Genomic DNA, 16,128 nt, shown 5'->3' on the forward strand with positions numbered 1-16,128 from the left:
GTGCTGACAGCAGCACGCGGCGCAAGTGGCACGGCGCTCGATCGGGGGGAGGACGGAGTTGAAGCCATCGCCGTCATCGTCGCACACGGACCGAGACCACCGTCCGCTTTCCGCACGTGGTGCGGGGAACGCGGGTCAGCCGACCTCCACCGGCCTCGGACGGCGGGCCACGGCCAGCGCCACGACCACGGCCAGCCCGAACCACACGTACGCGTTGCCGATGACCTGCTGCCACCAGGCCCAGTTCCGCTCGACGTCGTTGTCGTTGGGGAACAGCCAGTGCGGCCCGATCAGGAACACCAGGACACCGGGAACCGCGAACGCCCAGAACGCCTTCGCCGCGCGGTACGCGGGAACCGCGAACACCGTGAGGGCCGGAGCGATCCAGATCCAGTGGTGGCCCCAGGACACGGGCGAGACGAGCAGTCCGGCGACGGCGACGACCAGGAAAGCGGCCACGTCGTCACCCGCTTTCCGCGCTTTCACCGCGGCGACGAACGCGAGCACGACGACCACCAGGCACAGCAGCGCCCAGACGGCGACCTGCGGGGTGCCGTCGAGGCCGAGGCGCGCGACCAGCCCGCGCAGCGACTGGTTGCTGGTGTAGGTGAGCCTGCCGACGCGGCCGGGGTCGAGCAGGGCGTGGAACCAGAACTGGCGGGCCTCGCCGGGCATGATCAGGAAACCGATCCCCGCGAACACCAGGAACGACGCGAACGCCGTGACGACGGGCCGCCACTCCTTCTTCGCGAGGAAGAACAGCACGAACACCGCGGGCGTGAGCTTGATGGCCGCGGCCAGTCCGATGAGCGCGCCGCGCGGCAGCCGGGTGCGGGCCAGCAGGCAGTCGAGCAGCACGAGCACGGCGAGCAGCAGGTTGATCTGGCCGAACGACAGCGTCTCGCGCACCGGGTCGAAGACCGAGCCGACCGCGGCGGCGCCGAGGCCGTAGCGGATCGCGAGCGGGCCGCGGCCGCAGACGCGGGTGGCGGCGATCAGGCAGAGGGCGGTCAGCGCGACGAGGTTGAGCAGGGCGATGACGAAGATGGCGACGGGCAGCGGCACGGCGGCCAGCGGGCTGAACAGCACCACCGCGATCGGCGGGTAGGTGAACGGCAGGTCGGGACCGCCCAGCGCGCTGCCGAAGTGGTCGACGTAGATGGGCAGGCCCTTGAGCCACGCGCCGCCGCCGTTGCGGTAGACCCGCAGGTCCAGCGACCACTCGTGCTCGCGGGTCATCACGTAGACGAGCGTGCCCACCATGACCAGCAGCCAGACCGCGACGACGGCACGGGTGAGCTTGTCCGACCGGACCGCATCCCCGGCTTCCACGACCATCGGACGACCACCCCCGCAACGTGAACGCGCCGAGCGGCGCGGCCCGAATGGTAACCAGGCGGCGGGTGAGTGCCATCTCACGTGCCGGACCTCGCGCGTTTACGTAGTGTGGTGAGCTGTGCGCGCACAGTGGAACATTCGGACCAATCCTCCCGAACGGGCGCACAAAGGCGCACGCTCGGGATACTCTGTGCGGATGAGTCCTGCGCTGGAGACGGTGCTGGCCAAGGCCGGCCTACAGGTCACGCCAATGGAGTTCCTCAACCTGGTCGCCGAGGCCGCCAAGCGGCTCGCGCCTCCTCATCCGGAGCCCGCGAGCTACTTCACGCCCGACCAGCGCGAGGTGCTGACCGACGTCGGCCTCGACCTCGGCCCGCAGACCAACACCGACGCCATGCCCAGGGCGCGGTCCATAGTGGCGCTGTCGGTGCTGCGCGACACCGCGCTGACCGTGGCCGAGGCGGCCCGCCAGCTGCAGGTCGACACCAGCCGCATCCGGCACCGGCTCGGCGTCGGCAGGCTCGTGGGCTGGAAGGACAAGGGCAGTTGGCGGTTGCCCGCGTGGCAGTTCGCCGGCACCGGCGTCCTGCCCGGCCTGGAGGCCGTGCTCGCCACCGTCGCGCAGGACCAGCCCGCGCTCGTCGTGGCCGCGTTCATGACGACCGCCCAGGAAGACCTGCTCGTCGACGGCACCCCGACCACTCCCCGCGACTGGCTGTTGGCAGGCGGCGACCCGCGCCGCGTCGCCGACCTCGCGGCGATGCTCGGCACGCCCGTCTGACCCACGTCCCCGAACGACTGGACCCGAATGTCACGGCTTCCCCAGCCGCCCGCTCCCGCCGTGCTGCAGGCGATCCTGCGCCGCACCGAGGACGTGGTGGCGGTGCACCGCGCGACCCGCCTGGTGCGCGTCTTCACCGCCAAAGGCCAGCACCCCCAGCGCTGGAACACCTTCCGCTACACCGGCCCGTTGCCGCACGCCAGGTTCGACACCCACCCCCCGAGCCCCGACGGCACCCCGTCGGTCGCCCAGGAGCACGGCGTCCTCTACTTCGGCCTCACCGTGCGGACCAGCGTCGCCGAGGTCTTCCAGGCCACCTCGGTCGTCGACCGCCGCACCCGCAGCCCCTTCCTGGTCGCCCTGCGCCCCCGCCGCACCCTCCGCCTCCTCGACCTCACCGGCCTCTGGCCCACCCGCGTCGGCGCCTCCCAGGAACTCAGCAGCGGCCCCAAACACCTCACCCAAGCCTGGGCACGCGCCATCCGCGCCGCCTACCCGGAACTCGACGGCCTCTGGTACCGCTCCTCCATGGACTCCGGCGACCCCGCCGTCTGCCTCTGGGACCCCCCAGGCGCCTCCTGCCTACCAGCAGCCCCGGACGTCCTCCTACCTCTGGACCACCCAGGCCTGGACCTGCCACTGGCCAGGGTGTGCGAGGAGCTGAACTACACACTGCTGGGGTGATCAGGGGCCGCTTCGGCCTTGGCACGCACGAACACCCACCTCGGGCCCCCACCCAACGCCCGCCCCTCGCGGCGCGAGGAACACGGACTGGCGCAGCCGCCACCCCCATCCGGCGCGGAGCGCCAGTGGCCTTGTCCGACGGCGGAGCCGAGGATGCCCTGTCCGACGCGCAGCGAGGATGCCTGGTCAGGCGCAGCCTGATGCTGGCGTAGCCAGTCCCCTCCGGCACCCCGATCCGAAGCCATCTCTATGCCCACCCAAGCTTGTCAAGACAGCTTCACCGTCTTGACAAGCTTGGGTGGGCATAGAACACTCGGCGACCGGGGTAGAGGCACCTCACCCACCACCCACCAAGCCACGCCCCAAGACCACCCTCAGGAACGGCGGGCCGCCGCGGTCGACCGGCGTCGAGGCGCCGACAGGAACCGGGCATACCTCACCTCAGGCAGCTCCTGGTCCCCCAGCTCGTACCGGTGCACCACCCCGTCGTGCCGCCACCCGTGCGCCTCGTAGAACTCCCGGCTGGGTGTGTTGTCCTGGAAGACCCAGAGCACCGCGTACCGGAACCCGTGGTCGATCAGGTGTCGGACGGCGACCTCGTGCACCTCGTGCCCGGCCCCGGTCCCCTTGAACCGGGGGTCGGCGTAGATGGCCGTGATCTCGCCCGTGTGCAGGTCCGGGTGGGCGTCGCCGATCTCGCGGACGGCGTCCACCGCGCAGTAGGCCCCGATGACACCGTCGTCGGTCACGGACACGAACACGGCGCTGGGCTCCGGGAGGGCGAGGACGCGGCTCCAGCCGGGGAGCCTGCTCTCCGGCAGCATGCGATCGAGCACGGGGTCGGCGACGATGCCCCGGTACGCGTGCTGCCACGCGGCCACGTTGATCCGGGCGATCTCCGTGGCGTCCTCCGGCCTCGCGGGCCGGACTGTCCACTGCATGCAGGGAGCGTGCCGCACGGGAGCCGCCACCGCTAGCCATTGAGATATCCCGCCCACCGCGCGGGACGACTTCGGCGGGAAATCCACCGAAAGTCGTACCGGTCAGCCGAGGTGCCTGGACCACCAGTCCAGGACGGCGTCGAAGCGCTGGTGGCGGTGCCGCGGCTTGCCCGACCGGGTGAGCTCGTGGCCCTCACCGGGGAAGATCAGCATCTCGGCGGGCACGCCGTTGCGGCGGAGCGCGACGAACATGCGCTGGGCCTGTTCGAGCGGGCAGCGCCAGTCGTGCTCGGAGTGCACGACGGCGAACGGCATGCTGATCTTCTCGGCGTAGGTCAGCGGGCTCATCGCCTGCTGCTTGGCCGGGTCGGCGCCGCAGTAGGCGTCGGCGAAGAACCAGCCGATGTCGGACGACCCGCCGAACGAGTCCCAGGCGTTCACGGCGCGTTCGCTCCACGCGGCGCGGAAGCGCTCGCCGTGGTGCGCGGCCAGCCAGCTGGTCATGAACCCGCCGTACGAGCCGCCCATCACGCCGACGCGGTCGGCGTCCAGCTCCGGCCGTTCCAGCGCGGCGTCCAGGACCGCGAGCACGTCGTCCACGTCCACCGTGCCGAACCCGCCGACGATCGACTGCCCGTGCGCCTGGCCGTACCCGGCCGAGCCGCGCGGGTTGGGCAGCACGACGGCGTAGCCCGCACTGGCGTAGACCTGGGCTTCGTCGAAGAACCCCTTGGTGTGGTACATGAACGGGCCGCCGTGCACGGCCAGCACGACCGGGTGCGGGCCCTCGCCCTCGGGCAGCACCAGGAAGCCGTGCACCGGGTAGCCGTCGGGCGCGGTGCCGGTCAGCTCGACCGACGCGCGCACGCCCGCCGCGCGCAGCGGGGCGGCGAAGTCGGTGATCGCGCCGGTGCCGACGAGCACGACCTCGCCGGGGTTGTCCGAAGTGGACACGACCGCGACGACGCGGTCGCCGTCCGCGCCGAACGACTTGACCTCACCGCCTTGTCCCGCAACGACTTCCAGGTCGTCGAGGACCGCACCGGAGGCGTCGAGCGGCACGCGGCGCAGCTCGACGGCACCGCGGTTGCGGACCGCGACCAGGATGCCGGAGCCGGTCACCACGGGGACGCCCGCGGCGCGTTCGCAGTCGACGGTCTCGACGTCGGTGAGCCTGGTCGCGGTCGACCCGGAGTACGACCACAGGCCGAGGTTGCGCGCCACGCCGTTGGTGCCGGTGAACTCGCTGGCCAGGAAGTGCAGCGTGCCGTCGGGGCCGTGGAACGGGTGGGCCGCGCTGCCCTCGGTGCGCACGACGAGCTCCGGCTCACCACCCTCGGCGGCCACCGAGTACAGGTCGCTGTGCAGCGACTCGACGACGCCCAGGTCGCGGTCGACCACGAAGACCAGCCGCTCGCCGTCCGGGGTCCAGGTCGGCTCCGCGACGGCGAACGCGCCGTCGGTCAGCTCGACCGGCTCGGCGTCCGGGTCCAGCGCGTCCACGACGTGCAGCCGCGGCATCCGGTCACCGAGGAAGCCCACGTCGTCGACGCGGTAGTCCAGCCGGGTGATCCGGCGCGGGGCCTCGGCGTCCGGTGCGGGCGCGTCCTCGCCCTCGACGAGCGCCGTGCCGTAGCGGCCGGGCTCGGGGACCCGCGCGGTGAACGCGATCCGCCGCGAGTCCGGAGCCCACACCGGGGCGCCCGCGCCCAGCGGCAGGTCGGTGACCCGGCGCGGTTCGCCGCCGCCGGTCGGCAGCACGTGCAGCTGCGGGACGGCCGCCTTGCCCTGTCCGGAGCTGCGCAGGAACGCCACCCAGCGACCGTCCGGCGAGACGCGCGGGGCCTGGTCGCGGTCCCCCCACGTCCAGCGCACGGGCTCGCCGCCGTCCAGCGGCACGCGGTGCAGACCGCCTCGGTAGGCGTTCGCGGTCAGGTCGGGGCTCGTCACGGTGACCAGGAGGAGGTCGCCGTGCAGCGCGAGCGGGCCGGGCACGGACAGCAGTTTCAGGTCATCGGGGCGCACGATGGAGCACGTTACCCCACTATTCTTAGCAAGGCTCACGAGATTTATTGACGATCACACAGGATTGCGGTGCCATGACTCGGATCGTGTTCGCAGGTGGCAAGGTGTTCGACGGCTCCGGCGCTGCCGCGCGGCCCGGTGACGTGGTGGTCGAGGACGGCCGGGTCGTGGACGTCGGCACGGGCCTGGACGGCGACGAGGTCGTGGACGCGACCGGTCACACGGTCCTGCCCGGCCTGTTCGACTGCCACACGCACTTCATGTTCGGCGACATCGACACCGTGAAGGCGCTGAACACCCCGTTCTCACTGCCCTTCTACCAGGCCATCGGCCGCATGCGGGCCACGCTGGAGTGCGGCATCACGTCCGTGCGCGACGCGCTGGGCTCCGACCTCGGCGTCGCGACCGCCGTGCGCACCGGGCTGGTCGCCGGGCCGCGGATGCAGATCGCGATCAGCATGGTGTCGCAGACCGGCGGTCACGGCGACGAGTGGATGCCGTGCGGCGTGCACGGCGCGGTGCACCACCCCGGCGCGCCCAACGGCGTCGGCGACGGCCCCGAGGAGCTGCGCCGGATCGTCCGCGAGCTGGTCCGCGCGGGCGCCGACGTCATCAAGATCGCCACCAGCGGCGGCGTGCTGTCCCCGCGCTCGAACCCCCGGCTGGGCCAGTTCCGCGACGAGGAGGTCGCGATGGTCGTCGCCGAGGCCAGGGCGGCGGGCATCTTCGTCATGTCCCACGCCCAGGCCACCGACGGCATCAAGGTCGCCGCGCGCAACGGCGTCCGCTCGGTCGAGCACGGGGTGTTCCTCGACGAGGAGGCCGTGGAGCTGATGCTGGCCAACGGCACGTGGCTGGTGCCGACGCTGACCGCGCCGCGGGCCGTGCTCAAGCAGATCGCCGACGGGATGAAGGTGTCCGACGCCATCCGGGAGAAGGCCACGAGCGTGGCGGCCCGGCACGACGAGTCGGTGCGGATGGCCGTCCAGGCGGGCGTGAAGATCGCGATGGGCTCGGACTCCGGGGTCGGCCCGCACGGGGACAACCTGGAGGAGCTGCCGTTGATGGTCGCCTGTGGACTGACGCCCGCGCAGGCGTTGCACGCGGCCACGCGGTCGGCCGCGGAACTGCTCGGTGTGGACGGTGAGCTGGGGACGCTCGAACCGGGCAAGAAGGCGGACCTGGTGCTGGTGCAGGGGGACGCGGAGGAGATGGCGGCGCGCAGCGGTGCGGAGCTGCGCGCGGCGGTCCGCGGGGTGTGGATGGACGGCAAGCGGGTGGTGTGACGGGAACGGGGCTGGTGGGTGGACGGGAAGCCCGTCCGCCCACCGGCACCGTCCTGGCTAGACCGTGCCCGCGACGTGCTTGGCGGCCTCGGGGTGGCGCTTGACCTTGATGAGGCTCGCGACCGTCGTGATGGCGAGGACGCCGACGATGACGCCGAGCGAGAGCTCGATGCCGATGGTCGGGACCGGCAGGCCCTCGCCGTCGTTGAGGAACGAGAACGTGTTGGTGTGCAGGGCTTCCAGGATCAGCTTGACGCCGATGAAGCCGAGGATCACCGAGAGGCCGACGGACAGGTACACCAGCTTGCTGAGCAGGCCGCCGAGCAGGAAGTACAGCTGGCGCAGGCCCATCAGGGCGAAGGCGTTGGCGGAGAAGACGAGGAACGGTTCCTTGGTGAGGCCGAAGATGGCCGGGATGGAGTCGAGGGCGAAGAGCAGGTCGGTGGTGCCGATGGCGACGATCACGATGAACATCGGCGTGACGAAGCGCTTGCCGTCGATCTTCACGAAGGACTTGGCCTCGTGGTACTTGTCGGACACCGGGAAGACCCGGCGGACGATGCGCAGGGCCGCGTTCTCCTTGAAGTCCTCGTCGTCCTCGTCGTGGTTGGTCTTCGCGAGGTTGTAGGCGGTGTAGATGAGGAACGCGCCGAAGATGTAGAAGACCCAGCTGAACTGGGAGATGACGGCCGCGCCGACCGCGATGAAGATGCCGCGCATGACCAGTGCCATCAGGATGCCGATCAGCAGCACCTTGTGCTGGTGGATCGCGGGCACCTTGAACGTCGTCATGATGATCAGGAAGATGAACAGGTTGTCCACGCTGAGCGAGTACTCCGTGATGTACCCGGCGAAGAACCCGGTCGCGGCCTCGGAGTCGCCGAAGAGCCAGAGCCCCGCTCCGAAGAGGACGGCGACGGCGACGTAGAACGCCACCCAGCGGCCCGCTTCACCGATGGTGACCTCGTGCGGCTTCCGGTCGACGATGACGAGGTCGATGGCGAGGAGTACCAGCAGACCGGCGATCGTAGCGATCCACAGCCACGCGGGAACTACCATGTTGTCAACCTCCGGACAGGCGCACGCCAATGCCCGGAGGTCTCCTCCGCCAACAGCAGACTTCTGCTGCCGGCCGGCGGCACCGGGTGCTCTCAGGTCGAGCACCGTGCTGACGACACCGCCGCGTTGGGAGTACTCCCCTCCACGCTCGCACTGAGTGTGTCCTACTCCGAGGTACCGGCGCCACTCGTCGTGATCAGGGGCACCCGCCCGCGTCCCGAATCACCCGATCCACCCAGCCGGTTCGTCCCACCAGCCGAAAGAGCGCGCGACGCGCTGAGAGGCCGCTTGTATACCTTCAGCCCGTTCTCAGCAAACCTCCAATAAGGTCAACCCGTGTCCCACCTCTCCCGCCTCCGCGGCAGGTGGTCTCTCCCCATCGTGCTCGTGGTGCTCGCCCTCGTCGGCGGCACCGTGCTCTGGACACGATCGGAAGACGCCCCTCCGCCGGTGAGCACCCGTGACGCGGTGATCGACGTGCCGGAAAGTCCTGGGAGCTCCCAGACGATCCAGATCGACACCACGCTGTACCTGCCCGTCCAGACGCCAGCGCCCGCGATCCTGCTCCCGCACGGTTTCGGCGGCAGCAAGACCAGCGTCTCCGCACAGGCCACCGAGCTGGCCCAGCGGGGGTTCGTCGTGCTGGCCTACTCGGCGCGCGGCTTCGGCCGCAGCACCGGCAAGATCTCGTTGAACGCCCCCGACCGCGAGGTGGCCGACGCCCGCAAGCTGCTCGACTGGCTGGCCACCCGCGAAGAGGTGCAGACCGACGGCCCCGGCGACCCGAAGGTCGGCGTGACCGGCGGTTCCTACGGCGGCTCGCTGTCGCTGCTGCTGGCCGCGGCCGACCCCAGGGTCGACACGCTCGCGCCGGTCATCACCTACAACGACCTGTCGCAGGCGCTGCTGCCCAACGCGGGCGCCACCGGGTCCCCCACCGCCACCACGCCCGCCGCCGGGTCGTTCGGCGACGACGGCGTGTTCAAGCGCTCGTGGGCGGGCATCTTCTTCTCGGCGGGCCTCTCCGGCAGCGACAGCGCCAGCCCCGGCCGGGAGGCCGCCGAGCCGGGCCAGGAGGACGACGCCGCGGGCAACGCGGTCGCCGACGCCTCCGCGGCCGCCACGAGCCAGGGCCAGGGTCAAGGCCAGGGCCGCCAGCAAGGCGGGACCCAGGCCGCGCCGGACGCGTGCGGCCGGTTCACCGCCGAGGTGTGCGCCGCCTACACCGAGGTCGCGACCACGGGCAAGGCGAGCCCCGCGACGGTGAAGCTGCTGCGCGACGTCTCCCCCGTGTCCTACAACAGCGGCATCAAGCAACCGACGCTGATCGTGCAGGGCGAGCAGGACACCCTGTTCGGCCTCGACCAGGCGGACGCGAACGCCCGGCAGATCAGCGCGAACGGCGCAAAGGTCAAGGTCGTCTGGTACGCGGGCGGCCACGACGGCGGCAGCCCCGGCGCCGGGCTGCGCGGCGAGATCGCCGACTGGATGGCGTTCCACCTCCAGGGCAAGGGCACCGACCCCGGCACCGGCTTCGAGTACTCGGTGCAGGGAGCGTTCCGCACCAACGGCACCACGTCGGTGCGCACCGTGTCCGCGGCCGGCTACCCCGGCCTGACCGGCAAGGACGCGACCTCGCGGACGTCGTTGCCGCTCAAGGGCCGTGAGCAGGTCGTGGTCAACCCCGCGGGCGGCAACCCGGCCGCGGTGAGCAGCCTGCCCGGCTTCGGCTCGGTGCTCAGCGGGTCCAGCTCGCTGTCCAGCAGGCTGTCGATCGACCTGCCCGGCCAGGCCGCCCTGTTCAGCTCCGACCAGCTCACCAGCCAGGTCCTGGTCGCGGGCTCGCCGACGGTGAGGCTGCGGGTCGCCGCGGTGCCCGGCCAGCCCGTGCCCGCCGACGGCACGGTGCTGTTCGTGAAGCTCTACGACGCCGACGCGAACGGCGCCCGCACGCTGCCGGGCGCGGCCGTGGCGCCGGTCCGGATCGGCTCGCTGCCCGCCGACGGCACCCCGGTCGACGTGACCGTGACGCTGGCTGGTGTCGTGCGGCCGATCGAGAGCAACCACCGCGTGCAGCTCGTCGTGGCCACCACGGACCAGGCGTACGCGAACACCGGGGCGCCCGCGGCGTACCGGGTCGCGCTCGCCGACGAGAACATCCAGCTGCCCACCGTGGCGGGCACGAACACCACGACCGGGCTCGCGACCACCGCGCTGTGGGGCATCGGCATCGTGCTGCTGGCCTTCGTCGCGATCGGTGTCGTGGCCGCGTTCCGGCGCAGGCTCGCCGCGGACGTCGACCCCGAGCTGACCTCGGTGCCGCTGGTGATCGAGAACCTGACGAAGTCCTACCCCGGCAAGCTCACCGCCGTGAAGGACCTGTCCTTCCGGGTGGAGCACGGCCAGGTGCTGGGCCTGCTCGGGCCGAACGGCGCGGGCAAGACCACCACGCTGCGCATGCTGATGGGGCTGATCCACCCGACCGAGGGCGGCATCAGGGTGTTCGGCCACAAGGTCACGCCCGGTGCTCCCGTGCTGTCGCGGATCGGGTCGTTCGTCGAGGGCGCGGGCTTCCTGCCGCACCTGTCCGGCACCGCGAACCTGCGCCTGTACTGGGCGGCCACCGGCCGACCGGTCGAGCAGGCGCACTTCGAGGAGGCGCTGGAGATCGCGGGCCTCGGCAACGCCGTGGACCGCAAGGTCCGCACGTACAGCCAGGGCATGCGGCAGCGGCTGGCCATCGCCCAGGCGATGCTCGGCCTGCCGGACCTGCTCGTGCTGGACGAGCCGACCAACGGGCTCGACCCGCCCCAGATCCACCAGATGCGCGACGTGCTGCGCCGCTACGCGGCGGCGGGCCGGACGGTGCTGGTCTCCAGCCACCTGCTGGCCGAGGTCGAGCAGACCTGCAGCCACGTCGTGGTGATGCACAAGGGCAAGCTGGTCGCGGCCGGGCTCGTCGAGGACATCGCCCAGGGCGGTGGCGAGGCGACGTTCAAGGTCGGCGACCCGATGCGGGCGGCCACCGTGCTGCGCGCCATCGACGGCGTGCACGACGTGCACGTCGACGGCGAGCTGGTGCACGCGGGCCTCAACGGCACGCCGCGCTCGGAGGCGTTGACCGAGCTGGTCAAGGCCGGGGTGACGGTCGACCAGGCCGGACCGCGCCGCAGGCTGGAAGACGCCTTCCTGGAACTGGTCGGAGAGGGGACGTCCGCGTGAACGCCGCGAAGAAGGACGCCGACGCCGCTGCCGTCGGGACCGACGACAGCGGGGTGCACACCGACTCGGCCGCCATCGACGACCTCACGGACGCGGTGGCGGGCGAGGTGACGCGGGTGGCGCCGGACGGCTCGACCGTCGGCTACCGGGCCCGCAAGACCATGCCGCTGCGGGTGGAGCTGGTCCGCCAGCTGCGGCGGCGCAGGACCCAGCTGGTGCTGGGCTTCCTGGTGCTGCTGCCGTTCATCCTGGTGATCTCGTTCGAGCTGGGCGAGTCCTCGCCGAACCGGCGGTCGGGCGGCTTCGTCGACCTGGCCACCGCGAGCGGCGTGAACTTCGTGCTGCTGACGCTGTTCGTGACGAGCAGCTTCCTGCTGCCGATGATCGTGGCGCTGTTCTTCGGCGACACGATCGCCAGCGAGGCGTCGTGGTCGAGCCTGAAGTACCTGCTCGCCGCGCCGATCCCCCGGCACCGGCTGATGCGCCGCAAAGCCATCTCGTCCGGGATCCTGTCGGTGTTCGGGCTGCTCCTGCTGCCCGCCGTGGCGCTGGCCGTCGGCGTGGTCTGGTACGGCTCGGGCGAGCTGGTCAGCCCGACCGGTGAGGCGGCCTCGTTCTCCGACGGCGTCACGGCACTGGTGCTCGCGGTCTGCTACATCGCGATCCACCTGTTCTGGGTCGCGGGGCTCGCGCTGTTCCTGTCCGTCGCCACCGACGCGCCGCTCGGCGCGGTCGGCGGCGCGGTGCTGGCGTCGATCCTGTCGCAGATCCTGGACCAGATCACCGCGCTGGGCGACCTGCGGCAGTACCTGCCCACGCACTACGCGCTGTCGTGGGCGGACCTGCTGTCCACCGACATCGACTGGTCGGACATGACCAAGGGCGTGTTCTCGGCCCTGGTGTACGGCGGGCTGTTCACGGTGCTGGCCGCCCGCCGCTTCCGCACCAAGGACATCACCAGCTAACCGGCTCAGTGCACGCAGAACTCGTTGCCTTCCGGGTCCTGCAGCACGGTGCACCTGCCGGTCGGCTCGTCGACCTCACCGACGACCACGGCCCCGGCCTCGACCAGGCGCGCCACGTGCGCGGCCTTGTCGGGACCGGGGTCGATGTCGAGGTGGACCCGGTTCTTCGCGGTCTTGCCCTCGGGGACGCGCTGGAGGTAGATGCGCGGCCCCCTGCCCTCCGGGTCGATGAGCGCGGACTGGTCGTTCCAGCGCTCCTCCGGCAGGTCGATGGACCGGCCGAAGTCCTCCCACGTGGCGAAGCCGGGTGGTGGTGGCTGGAACACGTAGCCCGCCGCGAGGGCCCAGAACTCGGCCAGCTTGGTGGGGTCGTGGGCGTCGAACGTGACCTGGATGCCGAATGCCATGCGGTCGACGTTAAGCCGAATTGGTGACAACCGCGGTCCTGGATAGCGGGTGGTTTCGGGCGTAGCGTCCGGCGCATGCCTCGCCCAGTGCACTTCGAGATCCACGCCTCGGACCCGGCGCGTGCCCAGGCCTTCTACGAGTCGACGTTCGGCTGGAAGTTCCAGCAGTTCGGCGACATGCCGTACTGGTCCATCGTGACCGGCGACGAAGGCGACGGCATCAACGGCGGCCTCACCCAGCGCCGCGGGCCGGAGCCCGCCATCGACGGACCGATCAACGGGGCGTCCATGGTGGTGGCGGTCGACGACATCGACGCCTACATCGCCGCCGCCGAGCGCGCGGGCGGCACGGTCGCGCTGCCGAAGGACGCGGTGCCCGGCGTGGGGAAGCTGGCCTACTACAAGGACACCGAGGGCAACGTGTTCGGGATGATCCAGCCGGAACCGCGCGCCTGAGCTTCCTGACCGGCCGCCGGCCCCGTCATCCGACCGGTGAAGTCCTGCCGGGCGTCAGCGGCCGGTCAGGGAGAACAGGACGAAGCGCGGGTAGGTGATGGTGCGCTGCGCCCGCGCCTCCTGCTCGGCGAGCTCGTACTGGTGCCTGGCGCGCTCCGCGCCCGCCTGCGCCTTGCGCAGCACCGGCAGGTGCCTGCTCTGCTCCTGGGCGGCCTGCGCGGTGGCCGTGCGCTGCGAGACGTCCAACGCGGCCAGGTCGCGGGTGAGGCGCTGGTTGAGCAGGGTCTTGCGCTGCTGGGCGGCGGCCTGTGCCTGCTGCTCGGTGGTGCCGAGCTGGAGCATCTGGGTGCGGAAGCGGGCCTCGATCACCCGCAGCTGGCCGTCGCCGAGCCGGATCGGCTGGGTGAGGCGGGCGATCCGCTCCTGCTCGCGCCTCCACTCCTCCAGCCGGTTGGCCTTGACCTCGCCGATGCCGGGGACCCGGACCGAGTAGCCCGACGTCAGGTGGAACTGGGCGATCCGGTTCTGGAACTGGCCGTTGACCATGTAGCCGACGCCGTCGAAGTCGGCCGCCGTCACGATGCCGGCGTCCTGGAGGCTGCCGATCAGCTTGTCGCCGAAGCCGTCGAGGCCGCTGGCCGCGATCTCGATCTTCGCGAGCTTGCTCCGCACGTGCTCGGCCTGCGCGGCGAGCAGGGCCTGGGCGAGCTCCTGGCGCAGCTGGTTGCTGATGCCGGTGCGTTCGCCCGCGAGCATCGCCAGGTGCTTGGAGTGCTCCTGGTTCAGCACCGCCAGCTCGCTGCCGTGCGTGGCCTGGATGGTCTGCCTGCGCTTGCGGCCGGTCTCCGCGATCTCCTTGGCGGCGTTCACCAGCTCGTCGGAACGGCGGGTCGCGACGCCCAGCTCGACGTCGGCCGCGACCCGCGCCTGCCGCGCCTCGTCGCGTTGCGTCCTGGCCTGCTTCGCGGCCCGCGCCTCGGGGCCGCGCAGGTACAGCACGGCCAGGTCGGCGAGCCACAGCACGACGCCGACGGCACCGAACCCCGCGGCGGCCACGGGCGTCACCACGGCCAGCGCGCCCATCAGCACGGCGCCCACGACGAAGGCGACGAGCAGCAGCGTGGCCGACCAGACGACCGGGCCGCGCTGGGTGAAGTGCTTGTCCGGGACCGGGTCGGCCTCCGGCACGTGGTCGACCATCCACGCGGGCAGCCCGGAGATCGTGGGCTGGTGGAACGCCGAGCGGGTCGACAGCGAGTCGACCGGGATCGGCTTGAGCTCCGGCAGCAGGTTCGGCGGGATCCCGACGAGGGCCTGCACGTGGCCGACCAGCGCGCGCACCTCGGGTGCGACGTGGTTGAGCAGGATCGAGAACCGGCTGGACCCGTCCGGGTCGGTGAAGTCGTCCTCGGTGAGCAGCAGGTACTCGCCGCCCTCCTCGCGGAGCTGGCCCCACAGCGCGGGCTCCGCGGCCACGGCCACCAGCGACAGGTAGATCACCCACGAGGAGAAGCGGTCGATCGTGGCGTCGAAGTCCGACTGGGTGCGCGAGGGCGACTGGTAGTTGCGGTGCCCGATCTCGGCGGCGCCCGCGCCCGCGAGCGCGGGGACGAACATGCCGTCGTAGTCGACCAGCCGCAACGAGCCGTCGCCCACGACCAGCAGGTTCCCGTGCTGGAGGTCGCCGTGCGCGATACCGGCCCACTCCAGCTCGCCCACCAGCTCGGCGAACCGGTCCGCGAGCCGGGCGACGGCGGCCGAGTCGTGCACGTGCTCGTCGAGCCACCGGGTGAGGCTGGTCGCCTCGACCCAGTCCATCTTCAGGATCGGGTACCGGCGGCCCTCGACCATGATCCCGTGCGGCAGGTAGGTGAACCCCACCTTCCAGCGGTGGTCGAGCTTGGCCAGGTGGTCGCTGACCGCGCGGTAGCGGACCTCCTGGTCGGCGACCTCCCTGGTGAAGCACTTGATCGCGTAGCGCCGCCCGTTGGCCGCCGTCACCGAGAACACGCTCGCGAAGTTGCCCGAGATCGCCCGCGGCCGCTGGAGCTTGTCCAGCTCGACGCGGGCGCCCTTGAGCTCGGGGTCGTCGAAGCACAGCGCCGTGTTCTGCAGCGCCTCGACGTAGGCCGCACCGGAGGGGAATCTCGCCGTCGCCACGGCGCCTACCCGAGGTCGACGTGCACGAGCGTCACGTCGTCGTTCTTCATCCGGCCACTCGCGCGCTCATCCGCGACCCACTTCGCGAACGCCTCCTGGCTGCCGATGGCGCTGAGGTCCCTCAGCACCTCCCACGGGCAGTCGTCCTGTTCGACCTCGCTGAGGAACCAGTGCGCGATCGCGTCGGTCCCCAGGAAGAACTGGTCGCCCTCCTCGTAGTCGCCGTTGGCCAGGCCCGCCTTCGAGGCGATCAGCCCCTCGTTGCGGTTGCGGCTGTTCAGCAGCGCGGGCGACGTGCCCAGCGCCACGGCCGTCTCCACCGGGAACGCCCGGAGCAGCCGGTCGGACCGCACCTGGAACAGGCAGCTGTCACCCAGCGCCGCGGCGTGCCACAGCCCGACGTCGGTCAGGTGGAACGCCAGCAGCGTCGCGTACGCGCCCCGGTCGAGGCCCGGCTGCTCGTACCACTTGATCGGCCGGTCCTCCGCCTCGCGCCCGGCGATGTAGGCGGCCAACCACTCGTCCCAGTCGTCCACCGCGTCCAGCACGACGCGGGCGAACCCGGAGTCGCTGTGCAGCACCTCCGGCTTCGCCCGCACGGCCTCCACGGTCGACTCGACCAGCAGCCGCGCCCACGGGCCCGCGAGCAGGCTCTCCGACGCGCCGTCGGACACCGCGACCGACACCGCCCCGTCCGTGGGCTCGTCCGACTCGATGACGGGAACCACGCCGGCCGCGTCCTCGCACTCCTCGGGAGTCGCGCCGTCCTTGTGCACGGACAGCGTCGAGACGTAGGCCCACATG

General features: G+C 71.5%; 13 protein-coding genes. 6 read left to right on the top strand and 7 right to left on the bottom strand.

Annotation, left to right across the window (positions count from 1 at the left end; all coding sequences use genetic code 11):
• Positions 1 to 135: 135 nt before the first annotated feature.
• Positions 136 to 1,338 (bottom strand): glycosyltransferase 87 family protein, encoded by a 1,203-nt coding sequence (locus CLV43_RS14565; protein WP_106187703.1) that lies wholly within the window; start codon positions 1,336 to 1,338, stop codon positions 136 to 138.
• 196 nt (positions 1,339 to 1,534) lie between these two features.
• On the opposite strand from CLV43_RS14565, the gene CLV43_RS14570 reads away from it, so the two are divergent.
• Both CLV43_RS14570 and CLV43_RS14575 read left to right on the top strand, forming a co-directional pair.
• Positions 1,535 to 2,119, top strand: a complete 585-nt coding sequence (locus CLV43_RS14570; protein WP_106187704.1) for a DNA-binding protein — start codon at positions 1,535 to 1,537, stop codon at positions 2,117 to 2,119.
• A 27-nt stretch (positions 2,120 to 2,146) separates the two neighbouring features.
• The gene (locus CLV43_RS14575; protein ID WP_106187705.1) at positions 2,147 to 2,803 is read left to right on the top strand and encodes an RES family NAD+ phosphorylase; all 657 of its coding nucleotides are present in this window, start codon (positions 2,147 to 2,149) and stop codon (positions 2,801 to 2,803) included.
• A 374-nt stretch (positions 2,804 to 3,177) separates the two neighbouring features.
• On the opposite strand, the gene CLV43_RS14580 is transcribed toward CLV43_RS14575, so the two are convergent.
• Together CLV43_RS14580 and CLV43_RS14585 are read right to left on the bottom strand one after the other, a co-directional pair.
• A complete protein-coding gene (locus CLV43_RS14580; RefSeq protein WP_106187706.1) occupies positions 3,178 to 3,744 on the bottom strand; it encodes a GNAT family N-acetyltransferase in 567 nt (188 codons plus the stop codon).
• 102 nt (positions 3,745 to 3,846) lie between these two features.
• Entirely contained in the window at positions 3,847 to 5,769 is a 1,923-nt protein-coding gene (locus tag CLV43_RS14585) for a S9 family peptidase (protein ID WP_106187707.1), read from the bottom strand.
• A 74-nt stretch (positions 5,770 to 5,843) separates the two neighbouring features.
• On the opposite strand from CLV43_RS14585, the gene CLV43_RS14590 reads away from it, so the two are divergent.
• Positions 5,844 to 7,055 (top strand): metal-dependent hydrolase family protein, encoded by a 1,212-nt coding sequence (locus tag CLV43_RS14590; RefSeq protein WP_106187708.1) that lies wholly within the window; start codon positions 5,844 to 5,846, stop codon positions 7,053 to 7,055.
• Between the two features lie 57 nt (positions 7,056 to 7,112).
• Here the strand turns inward: CLV43_RS14590 and CLV43_RS14595 are convergent, their stop codons facing one another.
• Positions 7,113 to 8,114 (bottom strand): TerC family protein, encoded by a 1,002-nt coding sequence (locus tag CLV43_RS14595; protein WP_106187709.1) that lies wholly within the window; start codon positions 8,112 to 8,114, stop codon positions 7,113 to 7,115.
• A 336-nt stretch (positions 8,115 to 8,450) separates the two neighbouring features.
• Between CLV43_RS14595 and CLV43_RS14600 the strand changes: the two genes are divergently transcribed.
• Both CLV43_RS14600 and CLV43_RS14605 read left to right on the top strand, forming a co-directional pair.
• Positions 8,451 to 11,336 carry an alpha/beta fold hydrolase gene (locus CLV43_RS14600; RefSeq protein ID WP_106187710.1) on the top strand — a complete coding sequence of 962 codons (2,886 nt, stop codon included), beginning with the start codon at positions 8,451 to 8,453 and terminating at the stop codon, positions 11,334 to 11,336.
• On the top strand, positions 11,333 to 12,301 hold the full coding sequence (locus CLV43_RS14605; RefSeq protein WP_170155844.1) for an ABC transporter permease: 969 nt from the start codon (positions 11,333 to 11,335) through the stop codon (positions 12,299 to 12,301). Before CLV43_RS14600 ends, CLV43_RS14605 begins: the two co-directional genes overlap by 4 nt.
• Positions 12,302 to 12,306: 5 nt before the next feature.
• Here CLV43_RS14605 and CLV43_RS14610 read toward each other — a convergent pair whose 3' ends face one another.
• The gene (locus CLV43_RS14610) at positions 12,307 to 12,708 is read right to left on the bottom strand and encodes a VOC family protein (RefSeq protein ID WP_106187711.1); all 402 of its coding nucleotides are present in this window, start codon (positions 12,706 to 12,708) and stop codon (positions 12,307 to 12,309) included.
• 75 nt (positions 12,709 to 12,783) lie between these two features.
• Here CLV43_RS14610 and CLV43_RS14615 point away from each other — a divergent pair, with 75 nt between their 5' ends.
• Complete coding sequence (locus CLV43_RS14615) at positions 12,784 to 13,164, top strand: VOC family protein (RefSeq protein ID WP_106187712.1); 381 nt, start codon at positions 12,784 to 12,786, stop codon at positions 13,162 to 13,164.
• A 54-nt stretch (positions 13,165 to 13,218) separates the two neighbouring features.
• On the opposite strand, the gene CLV43_RS14620 is transcribed toward CLV43_RS14615, so the two are convergent.
• Both CLV43_RS14620 and CLV43_RS14625 read right to left on the bottom strand, forming a co-directional pair.
• Entirely contained in the window at positions 13,219 to 15,324 is a 2,106-nt protein-coding gene (locus tag CLV43_RS14620) for a serine/threonine-protein kinase (protein WP_106187713.1), read from the bottom strand.
• A 5-nt stretch (positions 15,325 to 15,329) separates the two neighbouring features.
• Positions 15,330 to 16,127: a hypothetical protein gene (locus tag CLV43_RS14625; protein WP_106187714.1), complete on the bottom strand. Its 798-nt coding sequence runs from the start codon at positions 16,125 to 16,127 to the stop codon at positions 15,330 to 15,332.
• Between the last annotated feature and the right edge of the window lies 1 nt (position 16,128).

This window comes from Umezawaea tangerina, assembly GCF_003002815.1.
Lineage (GTDB): Bacteria > Actinomycetota > Actinomycetes > Mycobacteriales > Pseudonocardiaceae > Umezawaea > Umezawaea tangerina.